This window comes from Methylomonas sp. MED-D, assembly GCF_050276835.1.
GTDB classification, from domain to species: domain Bacteria; phylum Pseudomonadota; class Gammaproteobacteria; order Methylococcales; family Methylomonadaceae; genus Methylomonas; species Methylomonas koyamae_A.
This window is the reverse complement of record NZ_CP189965.1, coordinates 5,150,040-5,168,985: the sequence shown is the minus strand read 5'-3', so window position 1 is coordinate 5,168,985 and position 18,946 is coordinate 5,150,040. Positions and strand designations below refer to the sequence as shown.

The following is an 18,946-nucleotide window of genomic DNA, read 5'->3' as shown; positions in this document are numbered from 1 at the left end:
TGGGGGTGTCTAAGACGTCTAAAAAAGACGGCAAATGATAGCACAGCGGCGGGATAGGGCTTGACTCTTGGTCGTTATCAGAAAAGAATGGCGGCCGCATCGATTTCCAGCTTTTTACAATGACTACCGGCAAACTTTACATCGTTTCCGCGCCTTCCGGCGCAGGGAAAACCAGTTTGGTCAAACGTTTGACCGCTGAACTGGACGGTCTGACCGTATCGATTTCGCATACGACGCGGCCGATGCGGGTCGGCGAACAAAACGGTGTCGATTATTTTTTCGTGTCGCTTGACGAATTCGAAGCCATGATAGAACGGCAGGCCTTTCTCGAACACGCTCAGGTATTCGACAATTTCTATGGCACGGCCCAACGGACCGTCGAATTGGCGTTGGCGGACGGTACCGATGTGATTTTGGAAATCGATTGGCAAGGCGCTCAACAAGTTAGGAATATGCTGCCGGACAGCGAGTCGATCTTTGTCCTGCCGCCGTCGATCGAGATTTTAAAACAGCGCTTGCGCGGGCGCGGTCAGGATACCGAGGAAACCATTGCCCGCCGGATGCAAGACGCCGTCACCGAAATCAGCCACTATCCGGAATTCGATTATCTGGTGGTCAACGACGACTTCGAAACCGCGCTAAACCAATTAAAAAGCATCGTGATCGCCAACCGGGTCGCTCAGCGGCGACAACAGCAACAAATTGCCGGTTTGCTGGAAAACTTACTCAACTAACTATAGATAAGCCACATGAAGACCATCCATCCCAAATCAAAACTTATCGGCGCGGTTCTGCTATCCGTGGCGGCCTTGACGATCACCGCTTGTTCGGACGATAAGTCGCAGCCGGCCGGTTCGGAAAAATCCGCTGCCAAGGCCAAGGCGCCGGAGAAAAAACACGTCGAGCACGGCGAAGCCACCGACACCGCCAAGTTTCGATTCGAAAAGGAATTCGCACAAAAATGTACTGAACGCGAATTGCGTAACTCGAACAATCCTGATGTGGATAAACCGCGCTTGGAAGAAAGCTGCGGCTGTATCGCTCGGCATATGTCCGAAGACTTGGCAGATACCGAAGCCGAAAAGTATTTGAAAGAACACGAAGATACCCACTCGCTGCAAATCAAGTTCGATGCGGCGGCCTATTTTTGCCTGCAAAACAAACCGGTACCTAAAGGTCCGCATTTGTTCGGCAAGCCGTAACTGTTCAGAGGGCGCTTGGGTAAGTTGGTTACCATTGGCGTTAAGTTGAATGGTTACAGTCGATGTAAGCAGTTGGCTAAGCGGAGTAGAAATAAGGCGTTGGCTGAGCGGAGCCGAAGCCAGCGATTTCGCTTCGACTCCGCTCAGCGAGCGGCGTAGCTGAGGTTGAGGTTGAGGTGTTCATTCCCCTGCTCCGTTGGGAGAAGGCGTTTTTACTTCGCGCTGAATAGTTACGGCAAACCTTAGTAAACCCAAACCGGTTTAGGCTGATGCTGGTCAACAATAAACCAGCATTCGCCGCCGAAACATAAGACCTGTGGGAGCGGCTTTAGCCGCGATTGACAGCATTCCGACACCGGATTGGGTGGCGGCGTCCGGTGACTTTATATAGTGAGGGCGGCTGGTGTTTCGACAAGTCTTTCCCCGCCTGGTCGAACGGCTCAATGCGAATAGCCCTGACAATTTCTAGCCGGAGCAATGAGTTCGGGATTCACGGAAAACGGTGGATTCCGTTTTTGGCGAGGTAGAAAAACCCTAAACCAATTATATTGTCCGGAGTCTCCTCGGGTTTTAACTTTATTTCACAGTCAACCGCTTGAAAACTAGTCTGCCGGAGAATGGCCGGAAATGCCCTTTCCCTCGATTAGCGATAGCGATTTGCCAACGGATTTTTTCATCATGACCTCATCCAGCGAACTTTTTTCTCAAGCTCAACAAGTCATTCCCGGCGGCGTCAACTCGCCGGTGCGGGCCTTCAAGGGCGTCGGTGGCACGCCAGTGTATTTCGATCGCGCTCAAGGCGCTTACGTTTGGGACGCCGAAGGCAAACGCTATATCGATTACGTCGGCTCCTGGGGGCCGATGATTGTCGGCCACGCCCATCCGGCCGTGATCGATGCAGTCAAACTCAGCGCGGAAAAAGGTCTGAGTTTCGGCGCGCCGACCGAGATCGAAACGCTGATGGCGCAAACGGTTTGCGAGTTGCTGCCTTCGATAGAAATGATCCGCATGGTTAGCTCCGGCACTGAAGCCACCATGAGCGCGTTGCGCTTGGCGCGCGGTTACACCGGCCGCGACAAGATCGTCAAATTCGAAGGCTGCTATCACGGCCATTCCGATTCCTTATTAGTAAAAGCCGGTTCCGGCGCATTGACGCTGGGAGTACCCAGCTCGCCCGGCGTGCCGGCCGCGCTGGCCGCCGATACCATCACGCTGGCTTACAATGACAGCGACGCGGTGAAGCAGACCTTTGCCGAAGTCGGCGATAAAATCGCCTGCATCATCGTCGAACCGGTAGCCGGCAACATGAACTGCATTCCACCGGAACCCGGTTTCCTGCAAACCTTGCGGGAAGTCTGCGACCAGTACGGCAGCGTGCTGATATTCGATGAAGTGATGACCGGCTTCCGCGTCGGCTTGCAAGGCGCTCAAGGTCTGTACTGCATTAAGCCGGATTTGACCACGCTGGGTAAAATCATCGGCGGCGGCCTGCCAGTCGGCGCTTTCGGCGGCAGCCGCAAGATCATGGAATATCTGGCACCGCTGGGCCCGGTTTATCAAGCCGGCACGCTGTCCGGGTGTCCTGTGGCGATGGCCGCCGGATTGAAAACCCTGGAATTGATTTCCGTATCCGGTTTCTACGAGGCCTTGACCGCCAAAACCACGCAATTGCTGGCCGGCTTGCAGAACGCCGCCGATCAGGCTGGCATCGCTTTCACCACCAATCAGGTCGGGGCGATGTTCGGATTGTTTTTCACTGAAGAAAAAACCGTCTGCCGTTTCGCGCAAGTGATGGCCTGTGACGTCGAGAGCTTCAAACATTTCTTCCATGCGATGTTGGAACACGGAGTTTATCTGGCGCCGTCGGCGTTCGAGGCGGGGTTTGTCTCTGCGGCTCATACGGATGGGGATTTGCAGGCAACGGTGGAGGCGGCGGCCGAGGTATTTAAATACCTGCGGAATTGAATGTAGCGTATGGTTTCAATCCCTGAAAACTCATTTAATTCTTGTACGCTGATAGGTATATTGAAAAGAGATAAGCAACGGCTACTGTGACTTTTGATACTCACAAATTTGTGTGTAAGTTGAAAGAAGCCGGTTTTGACGAAAAACAGGTGGGAAAGCTTTTCGCGACGCCCAAACTGAAGCCGATCCGCTCACCAAAAAGGATGTGCAAATCGAGCTTGCGCCGGTCAAATCGGATTTATTGATTGTCAAATGGATGCTCGGCTTGGTATGTGCCGCCGAAGTCATGCCGCTGCTTGCCAAGCTTTTGGCTTGAACATACGCTGTGTTTATCTGGCTGATTTATAAGTTCGACGACCACTATATTTATATTTTTGCGATCGGCGGACATTGCGAACGACATCGATTGCCGCTGCGATGATTCGCGCAATGCTATTCAAGACGCTGCAAAAGTAATAACCGCGTCACATTTTTTTTGTACCTTCCGGCGGGGATCGGCTTTCGCCGCGCAAGCGGCCGATCCGTCCCTTGTTCCCCCAATTCAACAATTTCGGAAGGTACCATGTCAGTCAAAAAATTCCGCCGCGCCGCGGCTTTCGGCATATTCGCCGCTTCCTCGCTGTTCGCCGCGACCGCTTCGGCGTCCACCGTGGCCGTTACCGAATGGATGTATAACGGTGACGAGTTTATCGAATTCACCAACCTGACCAACGCGGCCGTCGATTTCAGCGGCTGGAGCTACGACGACGATTCACGTTCTCCCGGCACGGTCAGCCTCTCGGCTTTCGGCTTAGTCGCGGCTGGCGAGTCAGTGATTCTGGCGGAAAACGATGCCGCTACGTTCAGGAGCCACTGGAATTTGTCGGCGTCGGTCAAAATCATTGGCGGTAACACGGTAAATCTCGGCCGCAACGACGAAATCAATCTTTATAACGCCGCCAACATGCTGATCGACCGGCTGAGTTACGGCGACGGCAATCTTCCCGGCACGATCCGTACTCAAAATATCAGCGGCAATCCTGGCAACTTGGCCGTCTTGGATCAAGACAACGTAACTTCGGACTGGGTATTGTCTAGCGTAGGCGACAGTTTCGGCTCCATAGCCAGCGTGTCCGGCGAATTTGTCGCCAACCCCGGCAGATTCGCGTTGGCGCCGGCGGCCGTGCCGGTTCCGGCGGCGTTTCCGTTAATGTTGAGCGGATTGGCTCTGTCCTCGATAGGTCGTAAGAAACGCGCATAGGCTTCAGCTATCCCGTTTTGTTATTTATCTTTTTTCAGGAATTTAGACTATGAAACTCCAATCCTTGATCGGCGCGATTGCGCTGGCGGTCAGTGCCGGCGGCGTCCAAGCGGCAAGCTCTTTGAATTTGGCCAACTACCAATTAACCGGCAACTACGCGCTGGATACCTTGGGTGGTATCGGTCTGGAAGCCTCGGCGGTGACTTACGCCAGCGACCGCAACACGCTGTTCTTCGTCGGCGACGAAGGCCTCGGCGTCGTCGAAGTGTCGTTGACCGGGCAAACCCTGGGTTCCATGGCGTTCAATTGGGCGGGAACCGGGAGCAGCAATAACGATGCCGAAGGCCTGACCTATTTGGGTAATGGCCGGCTGGTCGTTGTCGACGAACGTCCGCAAGTGGCTTATCAATTTACCTACAGTGCCGGCGGCAGCGTGGCGCTAAACAATCAGCCGAAAGTGGCGATTACCGGCAGCACGGCCAGTGTCGGCAATGTCGGAACCGAAGGCATCAGCGTCGATCCGCGCGACGGCAGCTTTTACTCGGTCAAGCAAGACAATCCGGCGCAGTTGCGTAAAAGTACGCTGGACTTTGCGATCGGCTACGGCACCGCATCGACGACGACGCTGTTTTCCGGTAGCGGTTCGTTGTTTGGCTTGAACAGTCTGTCCGACGTGCAAACCTTGTCCGCCGTCGATAGTCTGGCCGGCGGCGCGGGGGCCGACAACTTGCTGATTCTGAGTCTGGATTCAAAAATGTTGGTGGAATTGACGACGGCCGGTCAAATAGTCAGCAGCTTCGATCTGTCCTCCGTTACCCAGCAAGCCATCGAAGGCGTCACCGTGGATACGCTAGGCAACATCTACTTGGTTGCCGAGAACAACGGCAGCGCCTACCCCAACTCGCGCTTGTTCGTGCTGACGCCGACCGCGGTTCCGTTACCGGGCGCGTTGTGGTTGTTCGGTTCGGCCTTGGCCGGTATCCTCGCGGTTCGCCGTAAATCAGCCTAACCGGCGTTCTTTCTAGCAAGCCCGACGGCAGGCCGTATTCCGGCTTGCCGTCGTCGTGCCGGTTTTTCCAGACTGTCGGTGCTGACTTCCCTTACAATTGACCGATTCGTCCAATCCGGTTCAATTCACCCCTCAAGCACGCGTCGGCGTTGCATCGAAAATGACATTCTTGGAAATCACTCCGTGGCTTTGGCCAGCGAGTCTCGCCGTTGCCGCATCGCTTGGCTACTTTATCGGCGCCCGTCTGATGGGCGCGCGGCGCCAGACCCTGCAAGCGGAAATCGATCTGCAACAACAGGTTTTACAGCAACAAACCGTAAAGCTGGCGGTGGCCGAGGAAAGGCTAAGCCTATTGAATCGGCGCGAATCCGAGTTGCAAGCCTTGCAACAACAGCTTTTGGCATTGAAAACCGAAAACGCCGAACTTAATACCCGCCAGCAGGAGCAGCATAAACACAACGAAGAGAAAATCCGCCTACTGCAAGATGCGGAAAATCAGTTAAAAACCCAGTTCGAGAATCTGGCGCACAGGATTTTCGAAGAACGCGGCAAGCAGTTTGTCGAGCATAATAAAGTCAGTATCGAAGGCTTGGTGGCGCCGTTGAAACAGCAACTCGGCGAATTCAAAAGTCGCGTCGAAAGCGTCTACGACAACGAAACCAAGGATCGCATCTCGCTACGCGAGGAAATCGTCTCGTTGCGCCGCGATACTCAGAAGATGAACCAGGAAGCGCTGAATTTGACCCGGGCGTTGAAAGGCGACCACAAGGCGCAAGGCAACTGGGGCGAGATGATTCTGGAAAAGGTGCTGGAACAATCCGGCCTGCGCAAGGGCATCGAATACGAAACCCAGGGCGCTTTCCGCGACGAAGACAACCGACTGTTCAAACCCGACGTGATCGTCCGCTTGCCGGACAACAAGGATGTGGTGATCGATTCCAAAGTCTCGTTGAACGCTTACGAGCGCTACTGTTCCAGCGAAGACGATGCTGAACGCGCGGAAGCGCTGAAACAACACGTCGAAGCGGTGCGCGCCCACATCAAAGGCCTCAGCGGCAAGGATTATTCCAGCCTGAAAGGCCTGCGTTCGCTGGACTTCGTGCTGCTATTCATGCCGATCGAAGCCGCCTTCATGGCCGCCTTCCAAGGCGACGAGAAATTATTCAACGACGCCTTCGAACACAAAATCGTCGTCGTTACGCCGACCACCTTGCTCGCGACGCTAAGAACCATCCAAAACATCTGGCGTTACGAGCAGCAAAACGAAAACGCCCGGTTGATTGCCGACAAGGCCGGCGCACTGTACGACAAGATCCGCGGCTTCGTCGAAGACATCGAAAAACTCGGCCACCAACTCGGCACCGTGCAAAAAACCTACGACGGCATCGTCAACAAACTCAGCAGTGGCCAGGGCAATCTGTTGCGCCAAGCCGGCGCACTCGAAGAACTGGGCGTGAAAGTGAAAAAGAAACTACCCAAGAGCCTGACCGAACAAATGGATGCGGACGCCGCCGAATGAGCCTGGACTACGCCACGCTGGAGCTGCTGAAACAAAACCACCCGGCCTGGCGGTTATTGCGCTCCGACCATGCGCCGCTGATCGCCAGCTTCCTGCACCGGGTCTTCGTCGCCCCCAATCAGCGTCTGATCGGTCAGGCCGATCTGGCCGAAGCGCTGGAAGATGAGTTGTTTGCGTTACGCGAACGGCTGGGTAACGATGCTTTCCCTAAGCCCGCGCTGGACTATCTGAACGACTGGGCCGGCAACGACAAGGCTTGGTTGCGCAAGTTTTACCGGCAAGGTTCCGACGAGCCGTTTTTCGACCTGACGCCAGCCACCGAAAAAGCCATCGCTTGGTTGGATAGCCTGACCGAACGCGCCTTCGTCGGCACCGAGTCCAGACTGTTGACCTTATTCGAGCTGCTCAAACAAATCAGCGAAGGCAGCGAGACCGACCCGGAAACCCGCATCGTCGAACTGGAAAAACGCCGTGCCGATCTCGATGCCGAAATCGCCCGCATCCGCGCCGGCGACCTGCAAGTGCTGGACGACACCGCGTTGAAGGACCGCTTCCAGCAATTCACCGGGCTGGCCCGCGAACTGCTGGGCGACTTTCGCGAAGTTGAACATAACTTTCGCGGCCTGGACCGGCGAGTGCGGGAGCGCATCGCCTTGTGGGAAGGCGGCAAGGGCGAACTGCTGCAAGACATCATGGGCGAACGCGACGCCATAGCCGACTCCGACCAAGGCCGCAGTTTCCGCGCCTTCTGGGATTTTCTAATGTCCAGCCGCCGCCAGGAAGAATTGTCGGCCTTGCTGGAACGGGTGTTGGCTTTGGAGCCTGTCGCCGAACTCAAGCCCGACGCCCGCATTCGCCGGGTGCATTACGATTGGTTGGAAGCCGGCGAGCATACCCAGCGCACCGTCGCCGAACTGAGCCGGCAATTGCGCCGTTTTCTCGACGACCAGGCCTGGCTGGAAAATCGCCGGATCATGGAAATCCTGCACGGCATCGAAGCCAAGGCCCTGGCCTTACGCGAAAAACAACCCGCCGGTGAAGTCATGATCGTCGCCGAAGCCGCCGCCGACATCGAGCTGCCGATGGAACGGCCGCTACACACGCCACCGGTCAAACCGCGCATCGAAAGCATCATCCCGCAAACCGGCGACGAAGACCTGGACGCCGCCGCGCTGTTCTCGCAAATCGTCATCGACAAGACGCAACTGGCCCGCCACATCCGCCACGCCCTGCAAGACAAACCGCAAATCACGCTGGCGGAACTCTGCCGCGCCCGCCCGCTGCAACACGGCCTGGCGGAACTGGTCGCCTATCTGCAACTCGGCGGCGACAGCTTTAAAACCACGGTCGATGAAGGCGTGGAGGATGTGATCGTTTGGCAGGCTGTGGATGGCGAAGGCCGGGAGTTGAGCAAACAGGCACGGTTGCCTAGGGTGATTTTTGTTAGGTGACTGCTCAATAAAAGGTTGCGTTGCCACGATGCGGGGGTTTGCTATACTGGGTTAGTCAAATTACTTGGTCAAGGAGTATGCTTGTGAGCACTTATACGCTTTATAACGCCAAAACCCATTTATCCAGCTTGGTCGAACAAGCATTCGCCGGTGAGGAAGTGATCATCGCCAAGGGCAAGGTGCCGTTGGTCAAGCTGGTGCCGATCACCGAAAGTCGTCCGCAACGGCGATTCGGCGCCATGAAAGGTCAAGCTCCGGTGACCGAAGCCTTCTTCGAACCATTACCGGACGACGAATTGGATGCCTGGGCGCAATAGATGAAAGTGCTGTTGGATACCCATACTTTGTTGTGGTGGTTGGACGGCGACGAGAAGCTGTCTCCGATTGCAAAAGAATGGATTGCCGAGCCCAGCCACGTCGTGCTGATCAGCGCCGCTTCGGCCTGGGAGATCGCCACCAAGGTACGTATCGGCAAATTGCCGGGTGCCGAAGCCGTGGTCGATAGCTACCAGGATTGCCTAAAGGAACAAGGTTTTACCCCGCTGGCTATCACAACCGACCACGCGTTGAGAGCCGGCAGCCTGCCTGGTCCGCACCGCGACCCTTTCGACCGAATGTTGATCGCCCAGGCTCAGGCCGAGAATATTGCCTTGATCAGCAATGAAGTGTTGTTCGATAGTTATGGGGTTAGACGGATTTGGTGAATGGAGATCAGAAAATAGTATTCAGGTTGTCGATAGGCGATCCCTTTGCTGCCGAATAAGATTTAATTAGCAGGGGCAACAAATGGCAATGAAGCTGTCCTTCGAAATGTGCGATTAGCTTGCGTAATCGCACATTTCGAAGCCAACATTCCTCCGATTACGCTATCGCCAATCGGAGCTACGCGGACTGAAAACAATGCTGTAATTAAAAAAAAGTTTAATATCTCGGGCGTCATATTTCTCAACCCACACCTGCCAACCCCTCAGCAAATGGAAGCTCAACAAATGAATAACGAACACCCTTGCGTCTCAAAATTCATATCACTATGTTTTTCGATTGATGAGCTACTTGGTGCAGGATCTATTGTTGATAGAGGTCCCAGGCCAGCCAATCCGCCAAAAATACTACAAAGCGTTGATGATGCTATAGCTAATTTGTCGCAACTCAGCCAAGAAGCAACTAAATCAACCATCTCCCATCAATTGAAACGTGACATGGGGCTAGCAATAAGTGCTTTAGTTACAGTTTTGCAAAGTTCGGATAACTTTAATCAAAATTCTTACGTAAATAATTTAGAAGACATCTATCAGGTAAAAATTGAAGAAATTGATCAAGGAAAAATTCTAGCGCGTTTCAAAGAACTCCATGATTTTTTACATACCGCCTATCCAGCCCGTAGCTTGAAATCTGCTTTTGAACAATGGAGAGAAGACAACATTGTTTCAGCAGACGAATACCTTAATAGATTATCTGCTTTTGTTCAACTAGGTACTCAGTTAGCCTCTACAGAAATTCTTCCGAGTTTTTTAGACAAACACGATATAAACTCAATTATTGGGAGTTTGAAAGGAAAATATAAAATAGTAGATACTAAAGACAATTGGCAAGCATATTGTATCTATGAAGATGAATTTAAATATACGATAGAAATCAATGGAAAGTATCCACTCTATCAAGATCAATGCGCCCTATTCGCTTTCCATGAAGTTTTTCCTGGCCATGTTGCGGAAGCGGCTATTCGGGAATATTTGTATCGAAAAAATGAAATAAGTTCGTTTTATACTCTCCAGCTTTTAAACACTCCACGTAACCTTTTATCTGAGGGTCTTGCTGATTATTCACTAGAATACTTTAAAACATCCTTAACAGTTAGTGATTATATGGGCTTTGTCTATGACAAAGTTTTTACTGATGTTCGTCATAATTTAGCAATTAAGATTTTATCAGGCACAATGACAAAAGAAGAAGCCTCTGAAGAACTCGTAAGAAATACATGGTGTTCAAAAGAAAAAGCAGAGACCGCCTTGTTGTTCGCTATAAAGTGGAAACTATATTTTCCGACATACGCAACAGGCTATTACTTCGTTCATAATGTTGTAACCAGATTACAACCAAATTGTTGGTCTGGTCTTTATCTAAGCAATGATCCCGCAAGTTTTATCATACGCTGACTTTATTATAAAACAGGCGACTTTAACTATCATTGCTAGATATTATGTGGATTTCAGGATTTATGGAGCTTGGAAAAGATTTACTATTATCGATCACATCAGATACAATTAAAGAGCTTCTTAAAACCATTTTCACTAATCCAAGCAATGTCTTTTTCGTTGTAGTTATTCCTGTACTGTTTATCATATTATGGCGATTTTTACAAAACCTTAAACCTATCATAGGCAAGTTTATTTGTTTTTCAGCCAAAAAACTTTCTATAAAAAAGACAAGGAGTCATATGGATTTTCTTTCCCCATTAAGAACAAGAATTCCTCAAGACACTTATAACTCGCTATCATCATTCTTGAATAACGCCCTATTAAACGGAGATTTTCTTAATCCGAAAAGCCTTGAATGCGACCATTTAGAGGTGTTAGAGCTTAAACGAAAATTCAAGATATCTGGTAAGAAAATTATTACAAATGAAGATTACAAATTCAGATTCATTGAATCTCCGAATAAAACAGGAATAAAAATATTTCAAGTTGGAGCTGGAATACCGAATGACGGAAGCTATAAATATAAGGTAAAAGTAAAGGAAGGTAGAAAGTGGGTAGAAGTTCAATCCGCTTCACATACCTATATGGATCGAATAGCCTGTATAAATATTCCTCTACGTATTGGCTGGCAAAAAGGTACAGTGATTGATATTTCTTTTTCGGATGATTGGGATGATGTAATGTTACCACATTGGGATTTAGTATTTGTTCCTCAGGCTTGTTACTATGGTTCTATCAATAATCTTACAGTTGAAATCGCTTTCGACACCCCACCAAAGCAAAATCATCAATTTATTCTATATGCTAACTTAATTAGCGGGCAAGTCCTCGAACACAATTCTAAAATTAATAACAAAGGTAGTAACAAATTTTCATGTGACATCGGACTACTGCCGGGCAATACAATTATATATTGGGTCTTTGAACGTTAAACAAAATCGGGTAGAGTAGAGAACAGGCTTACGCCTACCCTCCCACATCAAACCGTGCATACGCTATTAACGCACACGGCTTTCCGATGTTTTTCACACCAAGGCTGCTCCGTTTTCCAGGGGAGTAGGATGCGGTAAACGACGTGCACCGCATCGTTCGCGATTGGTGCGGTTCGTAAACTCACCACATCCTACGAATAAATCGAGGTCTGCTCTTGCAATCAAGCGTCGGACAGGCAGACTTTCAACCACCGTCAGTTACGGAAGAAACACAGTCATCCGTAATGGGAAGAATATCGGCTACCGGTCGGCCGGGGTAGGCCCCATAAAGTATCCATGATCTAATCCGCCTTATCCACCCAGCAACCGCCTCGTCAACAAAGCTTGCATGTCCCGCCGGCCGTCGGCGATCAGATAAACATAGACTTGTCGGGCTATGATGCGATAGACGATGCGGTAGGGTTTGAAGAAGACTTGGCGGTATTCCTGTATGCCTAAGGCGGCAAGCTCTTTCGGGAAGTTGCCGCGTTCCGGGAAACTCGCCAAATCGTCCAGCGTTTGCAACAACTTGTCCAAGACGGCATCGGCATTGGCCGGCGAATCGAATTCGGCGATGTAATCGTACAGGCTTTCCAAATCCTGCTCGGCACCGCGAGTCAACAAGACTTGATAAGATGCTTCGGGCATTAGCTGCTAGTCTTTTTCGCGCGCAGTCGGGCGGCGACTTCGGCCACGGGTTTGACGTTGCCGCTCTCGATTTCCCGGTTGCCCAAGGCCAATATTTTCAATAAGGCCAGGGTTTCCTGGGTTTCCTCGTAGGAGGCCACGTCCTGCAATACGGCCTTGGCTTCGCCGTTTTGGGTAATGACCAAAGGTTCGCGGCATTCGGCCAGTTTTAACAACACTTCGGCGGCGTTGGCTTTCAGGTAACTGATCGGTTTGACTTGAGATGAGTAACGCATGACTGCCTCGAACTTTTTAGAAAGGACTTAATATAGTCTTTAAAAAGTTCTGAGGCAATGCTTGCGCGTGTAAAGCAAGTAGGTTCGATTTCTCCGTCTCTTCCCCGTAAAATCCCCGACTTTATCCCAGCGATCCCAAACGCGATGACAGAAACCGAGCTCGAAGCCGCACCCCAATACGACCTGTCGGCCGTGGTCATTCCATTATTGAAAGGTGTGGTCTATCAGGAAAGCGACGGCGGTTTGTGGAATGCCTTGCTGAATCTACAGGCCAGGGTGCGGGACTACATCTCGGTGCTGGGTTTGGAATTGGTGTTGGACGAGGCCGAGGGTTATGCGTTCTTGCGTTCGCGCCAGACGGACGTCGAAGACGACGATGCGGCACCCAAGTTGCCGCGTTTGATCGCGCGTCGGCCGTTGTCGTTTCCGGTCAGTTTGTTGCTGGCCTTGTTGCGCAAGCGCTTGGCCGAGTTTGACAAGGGCGGCGGCGAGACTCGGCTGGTGTTGTCGCGCGAGGACATCGTCGAATTGATCCGGGTGTTTTTGCCGCAGCGTAGCAACGAGGCTAGGCTGATCGATCAGATCGAAACCCATATCAACAAGGTGGTCGAACTGGGTTTTTTGCGCAAGCTCAAGACCAGCACCAATCAAGCCGCCAGTTACGAGGTCAGGCGGATACTCAAGGCTTTTGTCGATGCGCAATGGTTGTCGGAATTGGATTCGCGGCTGGCGGAGTATCAGACGCAACTGGCCGGCGGTGCGGAGGGTGGCGAATGATTGGTTTTAAGCTTGATTCCCAGCCCTCTCCCTCAGGGAGAGGGGGACTTCCAGCCCGTTTTACGACGCCTTGCTTTGGAAAAAGGCTCAGGGCGTTTATCAACCAAAATCCACCGCGTGATGATCACCAATAACAACCTGCAACTGTCGCTGGATTTCGTCGACGACGACACCCTGTCCGGCTTCCGGCTGCAACGTCTGGAAGTCTATAATTGGGGAACCTTCGACGGCCGGGTTTGGGTCTTGAACTTGAATGGCCGCAACGCTTTGTTGACCGGCGACATCGGTTCCGGCAAATCGACCCTGGTCGATGCGGTCACGACCTTATTGGTGCCGGCCCATCGTATCGCCTATAACAAGGCGGCCGGCGCCGACGCCAAAGAGCGCAGCCTGCGATCCTATGTGCTGGGCCATTACAAGTCCGAGCGCAATGAGGTCAGCGGCAGCGCCAAGCCAGTGGCCTTGCGCGGCGACAACAGTTATTCGGTGATCTTGGGCGTTTTCCACAACGCTGGCTACGATCAGACCGTGACGCTGGCCCAAGTGTTCTGGATCAGCGACCGCCAGGGCCAGCCGGCGCGGCTGTTCGTCGGTGCCGAACGGGACTTGAGCATAGCTCGCGATTTTTCCGACTTCGGCAGCGACATCGGTCAACTGCGCAAGAAGCTGCGCGGCTTGGGCGCGGAGTTGCATGACAGCTTTCCGCCTTATGGCGCCTGGTTCCGCCGTCGTTTCGGCATCGACAACGAGCAAGCGCTGGAATTGTTCCATCAAACCGTATCGATGAAGTCGGTCGGCAATCTGACCGATTTTGTGCGCAGCCACATGCTGGAACCCTCGGAAGTCGCGCCGCGCATCACCGCTTTGATCAACCATTTCGACGACCTGAACCGCGCCCACGACGCGGTTTTGAAGGCCAAGCGGCAGATGAGCCTGTTAACGCCTCTGGTCGCCGATTGCCAGCGTCACACTCAACTCAACGAGCAAACCGAAACCCTGCGCGCCTGCCGCGAAGCCTTGCGGCCGTTTTTCGCGGGCCTAAAGCAAGGTTTGCTGGAAAAGCGTCTGGCAACATTGGATGAAGAGCTTGCCCGGCAAAACGCCCAGCTCGAGCGGCTGAGCGAACGCAAGCGACAACTGCAAATGCAGGCGGGCGAACTGCAACGCCATATTGCCGCCAACGGCGGCGACCGCATCGCTCAATTGGGATTGGAAATCGAGCGTCTGCAAGATGATATGGCGCGCCGCCGCGATAAATCCGCCCGCTATGAAAAACTGCTGCAAAGCTTGGATTTGCCGGCACCGGTAGACGCCGAAGCCTTTCTGGCGCAGCAAGTCCGTTTTCTGGAGTTACGGGACAGTGCGTCCGCGCGCGAAGCCGATCTGCAAAACCAAGCTAGCGAAATCGGCGTGGCGTTTGCGCAAGGTCGCAACGAACATCAACTCCTGCAAGCCGAATTGACCAGCCTGAAGGCCCGGCGTAGCAATATCGACGATGCGCAAATCAAAATGCGCCAGGCGCTTTGTGAAGCGCTGAATCTGGCCGAGGACCGGATGCCGTTCGCCGGCGAATTGATCCAGGTGCGCGATGAAGACAAGGATTGGGAAGGCGCCGCCGAACGCATGTTGCGCAATTTCGGCCTATCGCTGCTGGTGCCGGATGCGCATTATTCGGCGGTAGCCGATTGGGTGGATCAAACCCATTTGCGCGGCCGGCTGGTCTACTTCCGGGTCAGGCCCGGCCAGCGCGCCGAGCTGCCGGAGCCGCACCGCGATTCGTTGGCGCGCAAATTGGCGATTAAACCCGATTCGGCGTTTTACGATTGGCTGGAGCGCGAGATCGGTCACCGCTTCGACGTAGCTTGCTGCGCGACCCAGGAGCAATTCCGCCGCGAGCAAAAAGCCATCACCCGCGCCGGCCAGATCAAGGCACCCGGCGAACGCCACGAAAAAGACGACCGCCACCGCCTGGACGACCGCAGCCGCTATGTGTTGGGCTGGTCCAATGCCGCCAAGATAGCCGCGCTGGAAGCCAAGGCCAAGCTATTGGAAAATCAGCTAGCCGATCTGGCCGGTCGCTTGGCCGACATCGCCAAAGCACAAGCCACGGTCAAGGCGCAATTGGAAACCTTAAGCAAGCTGGGCGAATACCGCGATTTCCGCGAACTGGACTGGCAGCCTTTGGCTGCGGAGATTGCTCGGCTGGAACACGAGAAGCGCGAGCTGGAAGCGGCGTCCGATCTGCTCAAGCAACTGACGGAGCGGCTGGAAGCGCTGCAACATGCTTTGGCCGATACCGAGCACGCGCTGAACGACAAAATCAAGGAAATCGGCGCCACCGAGCAACGCAAACAGGCCGCCGAAGCGTTGCTGACGCAGACTTCCGACATCCTGAACGAAGCCGGTGACGCACACGGCGCGCAATATCCTGCTTTGGAAGCGCTACGCGGCGAAGTGCTGGCCGAACGGCAAGTCACGGTGGAGTCCTGCGACAACCGCGAACGCGAGATGCGCGATTGGTTGCAGACCAAAATCGAAAACGAGACCAAAAAGCTCAATTATCTGCGCGACAAGATCATCGACGCGATGAGCGGCTATTGCGCGGCCTTCCCGCGCTTCGAGGCTCGCTTCAAGGAATTGCTCAACGAAAATACCATCCGCGAGGTCGCTAACTTCCAGTCGCAACTGGCCCGCGAGCGGGAAACCATCAAGGAGCGCATCGCCCTGATCAACGAGTCCTTGACTCAGATCGACTACAACACCAACCGCTTCATCGTGCTGGAAGCGCAACCGACGCCGGACGCCGACGTGCGCGACTTTCAAAGCGAGTTACGCGCCTGCACCGAGGGCGCGCTGACCGGTTCCGACGACGAGCAATATTCGGAAAACAAGTTTCTGGAAGTCAAAAAAATCATCGAGCGTTTTCGCGGCCGCGAGGGCCAGGCCGAGCAAGACCGGCGCTGGACAGCCAAGGTTACCGACGTGCGCAACTGGTTCAGCTTCGGCGCCAGCGAGCGTTGGCGCGAGGACAACAGCGAGCACGAGCATTATTCCGACTCCGGCGGCAAATCCGGTGGCCAGAAGGAAAAACTGGCTTACACGATCCTGGCCGCCAGCTTGGCCTATCAATTCGGTTTGGAATGGGGCGCGGTGCGCTCGCGTTCGTTCCGCTTCGTGGTGATCGACGAGGCCTTCGGCCGCGGCTCCGACGAATCGGCGCAATACGGCTTACGGCTGTTCGAAAAACTCAATCTGCAACTGTTGATCGTCACGCCGCTGCAGAAAATTCACATCATCGAGCCCTACGTCGCAGCGGTCGGCTTCGTGCATAACGAGGAAGGACGTGCGTCCAAGCTGCGCAATCTGAGCATCGAAGAGTACCACGCCGAACGTGCGGCGCGCGGCGGATGAGCAAGCCGGTCTGGACCTTGCCGGCCGAGTTGCGCGCCGAACTGGACAAGCGCTGGCAGCGCGGGCAAATTTTGACGGAAAGTCTCGTGCCCAGCGGCTTGTTTCCGCTGCGTATTCCTTTAAAGCCACCCAGTCCGACGCAACTGGCCGCCGATTTTTCTGCCGTGCAGGCTTGGGTGGAGCCTTGGTTGGCCGTTGAGGCCAAGCATTTTGCCGTCGAATGGCGCGACATTAATCATCGGCTGTCGGGGCGCAACCGTTTGCCGGCGGCGGTGGTTTTCGACAAGCCGGACGACGCGGCGGCGTATTTGAAAAAAGCGAAGGAATTGGCGGTTTTCGGGCAATTGGCGGCATCGCTGGTTGACGATTTCGCCGCCCTGCGGCCTTGGTTATTGAAATATCCGTTACGCGTCTTGGAGCACGCCGACGAATGGCAAAAATTGTTGAGCGTGGCCGGCTGGGTCGTAAAACATCCTCGGCCAGGCATTTATCTACGCCAAATCAGCTTGCCCAGTATCGACAGCAAATTCATCGAAAGCCGCAAGAAGTTGCTCGGCGAATGGCTGGACTTGCTGTTACCGGCCGTGGCGATCGATACCGCGCAAACCGGTGTCGCCGGCTTCGAAGCGCGCTACGGCTTTTTGGCGAAGCCGGCGACGATTCGCTTCCGCTTGCTGGATAGTCGGCTGCGCATCGCCGGCTTGAGCGATCTGACGGTGACCGCCGGCGAATTCGCGACTTTGAATTTGCAGGTCAAGCGGGTATTCGTCACCGAAAACGACATCAACGGCCTGGCATTTCCGAACGTTCAGGGCGGCATGGTGATTTTCGGCAGAGGCTACGGCTTCGATGCCTTGGCGCAAGTCGAATGGTTGAAGGATAAGGAAATTCACTACTGGGGCGACATCGACACCCACGGCTTCGCGATTTTGAGCCAGTTCCGCCAATACTTTCCGCAAACCAGCTCATTGCTGATGGACCAAGCGACCTTGTTGGCGCACCGCGAGTCCTGGGTTGCGGAAACCGCTCCGGGCCGCGCCGATTTATCCGGTTTAACCTTTGAGGAAAGCGCGCTGTACGACGCGTTGCGCGATAACCGTTTCGGCCAAAACCTGAGGTTGGAGCAGGAGTATGTCGGTTTTGCCGCGCTCGGCGCGTTGCTGACGCGGCTCCAAGCGGAAACCTAGCCAGGATGAAGCGGAACCCGGCATTCAAAGCGGCAAAAGTTTTCCCAAGCGCCGGGCAATTTCAAACGATATGGATAAAGATTTTCTCGTTTTCGGCGGCGCGTTTGAGTTTCTCGAACAGCGTTTCGAAAGCCGCCCGGCTGGAGCCGACGAAATCGGCCGATTTCGATTTCCCGACCAGAATGCAGCCCTCGGTATCCTTGGCGCTATTGCCGGGATGTATCCGGACGCCGTCGAAATTCGGCACGTTTAGCAGTAGCGGCAACGGTTTTTTAAAGCGCTCGGAAAAATTGATGATGATTTCGTAGGAGCCGGCCGGAATCGCGGTCATGCCCTTGACTTTGACCGGCCGGACCTTGTCCTCCAAGGTGTAACATTCGAAGGTTCCGTTAATACTTAATTCGCCTATCGTGCTTTCGTCGGTGAATTCGACGCGGGTCAGGTTCAGCTCCATGTGGCCTCCTCGAAGCTAGGATTTTCAACAGGGGGGTCTCGTCGGATTTCGGTACGGCGGGCGGGCGATTATTTCTCTTGAAACACTGGGTTTGTCAAGCGGGAGTGATTTTCGCCGAGCGCGCGGCTTATTCACGCTGAATTCTAATCGCAGACCGACCAATTCGGCTAAGTGTTCCGGACGCAGATTCCCCGCCAAAATCCTCCGACAATGCATTAACATGCCGGCCTCAACCAACCGGGGAGTTTTATGAATTTAACCGAGGCGATCTTGCGTAAGGGTAAAACCTTGTACGAAGACGATGACTACATCCTGCTGTGGACCAAGTTTTTCGGGCTTAGCATTCTGGCGCTGACGTCGTATTTCGTTTACGTCAAGGCCAAGCATAGTCTGTTGAAATTGAACGGCCGGGAAAAGGCTTATTTGATGAGCGTGTCGTTTTATCTGACTAAACAGCACGGCGTCAGTCCGCGCGCGGTGCTGGACGACACCTATTTATTCAAGGATTTCGCTCAGGCGATCGCCAATCGCGGCAGCGACACTTATCAGAACTACTTCAAGGAACCGAGCAAGGACAAGGCCAAGCATTATGCGGTGCAGTCCGGCCGCCGTTACAGTAAAAAGGCCAAGAAATGAACG

The 18,946-nt window shown here is 53.7% G+C and carries 18 protein-coding genes; 15 read left to right on the top strand and 3 right to left on the bottom strand.

Annotated elements, in window-relative coordinates; translation table 11 throughout:
- Window positions 1–119: 119 nt before the first annotated feature.
- From gmk to ACQE3E_RS23020, 11 genes are all read left to right on the top strand, one after another.
- Window positions 120–734 (top strand): guanylate kinase, encoded by a 615-nt coding sequence (gene gmk / locus ACQE3E_RS23070; protein ID WP_313730907.1) that lies wholly within the window; start codon window positions 120–122, stop codon window positions 732–734.
- Window positions 735–749: 15 nt separating this feature from the next.
- Window positions 750–1,202 (top strand): hypothetical protein, encoded by a 453-nt coding sequence (locus ACQE3E_RS23065; protein ID WP_064031439.1) that lies wholly within the window; start codon window positions 750–752, stop codon window positions 1,200–1,202.
- Between the two features lie 678 nt (window positions 1,203–1,880).
- Window positions 1,881–3,167 (top strand): glutamate-1-semialdehyde 2,1-aminomutase, encoded by a 1,287-nt coding sequence (gene hemL, locus ACQE3E_RS23060; protein ID WP_427501127.1) that lies wholly within the window; start codon window positions 1,881–1,883, stop codon window positions 3,165–3,167.
- A 562-nt stretch (window positions 3,168–3,729) separates the two neighbouring features.
- Complete coding sequence (locus ACQE3E_RS23055) at window positions 3,730–4,407, top strand: lamin tail domain-containing protein (RefSeq protein WP_313730911.1); 678 nt, start codon at window positions 3,730–3,732, stop codon at window positions 4,405–4,407.
- Between the two features lie 49 nt (window positions 4,408–4,456).
- The gene (locus ACQE3E_RS23050) at window positions 4,457–5,416 is read left to right on the top strand and encodes an SdiA-regulated domain-containing protein (protein WP_313730913.1); all 960 of its coding nucleotides are present in this window, start codon (window positions 4,457–4,459) and stop codon (window positions 5,414–5,416) included.
- Window positions 5,417–5,576: 160 nt separating this feature from the next.
- The gene (locus tag ACQE3E_RS23045; protein ID WP_313730914.1) at window positions 5,577–6,935 is read left to right on the top strand and encodes a DNA recombination protein RmuC; all 1,359 of its coding nucleotides are present in this window, start codon (window positions 5,577–5,579) and stop codon (window positions 6,933–6,935) included.
- Window positions 6,932–8,386, top strand: coding sequence for a DUF3375 domain-containing protein (locus ACQE3E_RS23040; RefSeq protein WP_313730915.1), 1,455 nt, complete (start codon window positions 6,932–6,934; stop codon window positions 8,384–8,386). The genes ACQE3E_RS23045 and ACQE3E_RS23040 overlap by 4 nt, the downstream gene beginning before the upstream one ends.
- Window positions 8,387–8,469: 83 nt before the next feature.
- Window positions 8,470–8,703: a type II toxin-antitoxin system Phd/YefM family antitoxin gene (locus ACQE3E_RS23035; protein ID WP_281021847.1), complete on the top strand. Its 234-nt coding sequence runs from the start codon at window positions 8,470–8,472 to the stop codon at window positions 8,701–8,703.
- Complete coding sequence (locus ACQE3E_RS23030) at window positions 8,704–9,090, top strand: type II toxin-antitoxin system VapC family toxin (RefSeq protein ID WP_313730916.1); 387 nt, start codon at window positions 8,704–8,706, stop codon at window positions 9,088–9,090. It begins immediately after the preceding gene.
- A 285-nt stretch (window positions 9,091–9,375) separates the two neighbouring features.
- Entirely contained in the window at window positions 9,376–10,542 is a 1,167-nt protein-coding gene (locus ACQE3E_RS23025) for a hypothetical protein (protein ID WP_313730917.1), read from the top strand.
- 62 nt (window positions 10,543–10,604) lie between these two features.
- Window positions 10,605–11,516, top strand: a complete 912-nt coding sequence (locus tag ACQE3E_RS23020) for a hypothetical protein (RefSeq protein WP_427501126.1) — start codon at window positions 10,605–10,607, stop codon at window positions 11,514–11,516.
- A gap of 351 nt (window positions 11,517–11,867) precedes the next feature.
- Here ACQE3E_RS23020 and ACQE3E_RS23015 read toward each other — a convergent pair whose 3' ends face one another.
- Both ACQE3E_RS23015 and ACQE3E_RS23010 read right to left on the bottom strand, forming a co-directional pair.
- On the bottom strand, window positions 11,868–12,203 hold the full coding sequence (locus tag ACQE3E_RS23015; protein ID WP_427501125.1) for a type II toxin-antitoxin system RelE/ParE family toxin: 336 nt from the start codon (window positions 12,201–12,203) through the stop codon (window positions 11,868–11,870).
- Complete coding sequence (locus tag ACQE3E_RS23010; RefSeq protein ID WP_071160822.1) at window positions 12,203–12,478, bottom strand: type II toxin-antitoxin system Phd/YefM family antitoxin; 276 nt, start codon at window positions 12,476–12,478, stop codon at window positions 12,203–12,205. The genes ACQE3E_RS23015 and ACQE3E_RS23010 overlap by 1 nt, the downstream gene beginning before the upstream one ends.
- Window positions 12,479–12,622: 144 nt before the next feature.
- Between ACQE3E_RS23010 and ACQE3E_RS23005 the strand changes: the two genes are divergently transcribed.
- The 3 genes from ACQE3E_RS23005 (at window position 12,623) to ACQE3E_RS22995 (ending at window position 17,853) form a co-directional block, all read left to right on the top strand.
- The gene (locus tag ACQE3E_RS23005) at window positions 12,623–13,255 is read left to right on the top strand and encodes a DUF4194 domain-containing protein (RefSeq protein WP_313730920.1); all 633 of its coding nucleotides are present in this window, start codon (window positions 12,623–12,625) and stop codon (window positions 13,253–13,255) included.
- A gap of 120 nt (window positions 13,256–13,375) precedes the next feature.
- A complete protein-coding gene (locus ACQE3E_RS23000) occupies window positions 13,376–16,666 on the top strand; it encodes an ATP-binding protein (RefSeq protein ID WP_313731069.1) in 3,291 nt (1,096 codons plus the stop codon).
- Window positions 16,663–17,853 carry a Wadjet anti-phage system protein JetD domain-containing protein gene (locus ACQE3E_RS22995; RefSeq protein WP_313730922.1) on the top strand — a complete coding sequence of 397 codons (1,191 nt, stop codon included), beginning with the start codon at window positions 16,663–16,665 and terminating at the stop codon, window positions 17,851–17,853. The genes ACQE3E_RS23000 and ACQE3E_RS22995 overlap by 4 nt, the downstream gene beginning before the upstream one ends.
- A gap of 61 nt (window positions 17,854–17,914) precedes the next feature.
- Here ACQE3E_RS22995 and ACQE3E_RS22990 read toward each other — a convergent pair whose 3' ends face one another.
- Complete coding sequence (locus tag ACQE3E_RS22990; RefSeq protein ID WP_168028652.1) at window positions 17,915–18,307, bottom strand: DUF5675 family protein; 393 nt, start codon at window positions 18,305–18,307, stop codon at window positions 17,915–17,917.
- Window positions 18,308–18,556: 249 nt separating this feature from the next.
- Here ACQE3E_RS22990 and ACQE3E_RS22985 point away from each other — a divergent pair, with 249 nt between their 5' ends.
- Window positions 18,557–18,943, top strand: coding sequence for a hypothetical protein (locus ACQE3E_RS22985; protein ID WP_313730925.1), 387 nt, complete (start codon window positions 18,557–18,559; stop codon window positions 18,941–18,943).
- Window positions 18,944–18,946 lie beyond the last annotated feature (3 nt).

Bases quoted from the DNA above. Each gene is read 5' to 3' on its own strand.
- ACQE3E_RS23045 (WP_313730914.1), top strand. From the start codon at position 5,577: ATGACATTCTTGGAAATCACTCCGTGGCTTTGGCCAGCGAGTCTCGCC.
- ACQE3E_RS23055 (WP_313730911.1), top strand. From the start codon at position 3,730: ATGTCAGTCAAAAAATTCCGCCGCGCCGCGGCTTTCGGCATATTCGCC.
- ACQE3E_RS23030 (WP_313730916.1), top strand. From the start codon at position 8,704: ATGAAAGTGCTGTTGGATACCCATACTTTGTTGTGGTGGTTGGACGGC.
- ACQE3E_RS23040 (WP_313730915.1), top strand. From the start codon at position 6,932: ATGAGCCTGGACTACGCCACGCTGGAGCTGCTGAAACAAAACCACCCG.
- ACQE3E_RS22995 (WP_313730922.1), top strand. From the start codon at position 16,663: ATGAGCAAGCCGGTCTGGACCTTGCCGGCCGAGTTGCGCGCCGAACTG.
- hemL (WP_427501127.1), top strand. From the start codon at position 1,881: ATGACCTCATCCAGCGAACTTTTTTCTCAAGCTCAACAAGTCATTCCC.
- ACQE3E_RS23020 (WP_427501126.1), top strand. From the start codon at position 10,605: ATGGAGCTTGGAAAAGATTTACTATTATCGATCACATCAGATACAATT.
- ACQE3E_RS23050 (WP_313730913.1), top strand. From the start codon at position 4,457: ATGAAACTCCAATCCTTGATCGGCGCGATTGCGCTGGCGGTCAGTGCC.
- ACQE3E_RS22990 (WP_168028652.1), bottom strand. From the start codon at position 18,307: ATGGAGCTGAACCTGACCCGCGTCGAATTCACCGACGAAAGCACGATA.
- ACQE3E_RS22985 (WP_313730925.1), top strand. From the start codon at position 18,557: ATGAATTTAACCGAGGCGATCTTGCGTAAGGGTAAAACCTTGTACGAA.
- ACQE3E_RS23025 (WP_313730917.1), top strand. From the start codon at position 9,376: ATGAATAACGAACACCCTTGCGTCTCAAAATTCATATCACTATGTTTT.
- ACQE3E_RS23010 (WP_071160822.1), bottom strand. From the start codon at position 12,478: ATGCGTTACTCATCTCAAGTCAAACCGATCAGTTACCTGAAAGCCAAC.
- ACQE3E_RS23005 (WP_313730920.1), top strand. From the start codon at position 12,623: ATGACAGAAACCGAGCTCGAAGCCGCACCCCAATACGACCTGTCGGCC.
- ACQE3E_RS23000 (WP_313731069.1), top strand. From the start codon at position 13,376: ATGATCACCAATAACAACCTGCAACTGTCGCTGGATTTCGTCGACGAC.
- ACQE3E_RS23065 (WP_064031439.1), top strand. From the start codon at position 750: ATGAAGACCATCCATCCCAAATCAAAACTTATCGGCGCGGTTCTGCTA.
- gmk (WP_313730907.1), top strand. From the start codon at position 120: ATGACTACCGGCAAACTTTACATCGTTTCCGCGCCTTCCGGCGCAGGG.
- ACQE3E_RS23015 (WP_427501125.1), bottom strand. From the start codon at position 12,203: ATGCCCGAAGCATCTTATCAAGTCTTGTTGACTCGCGGTGCCGAGCAG.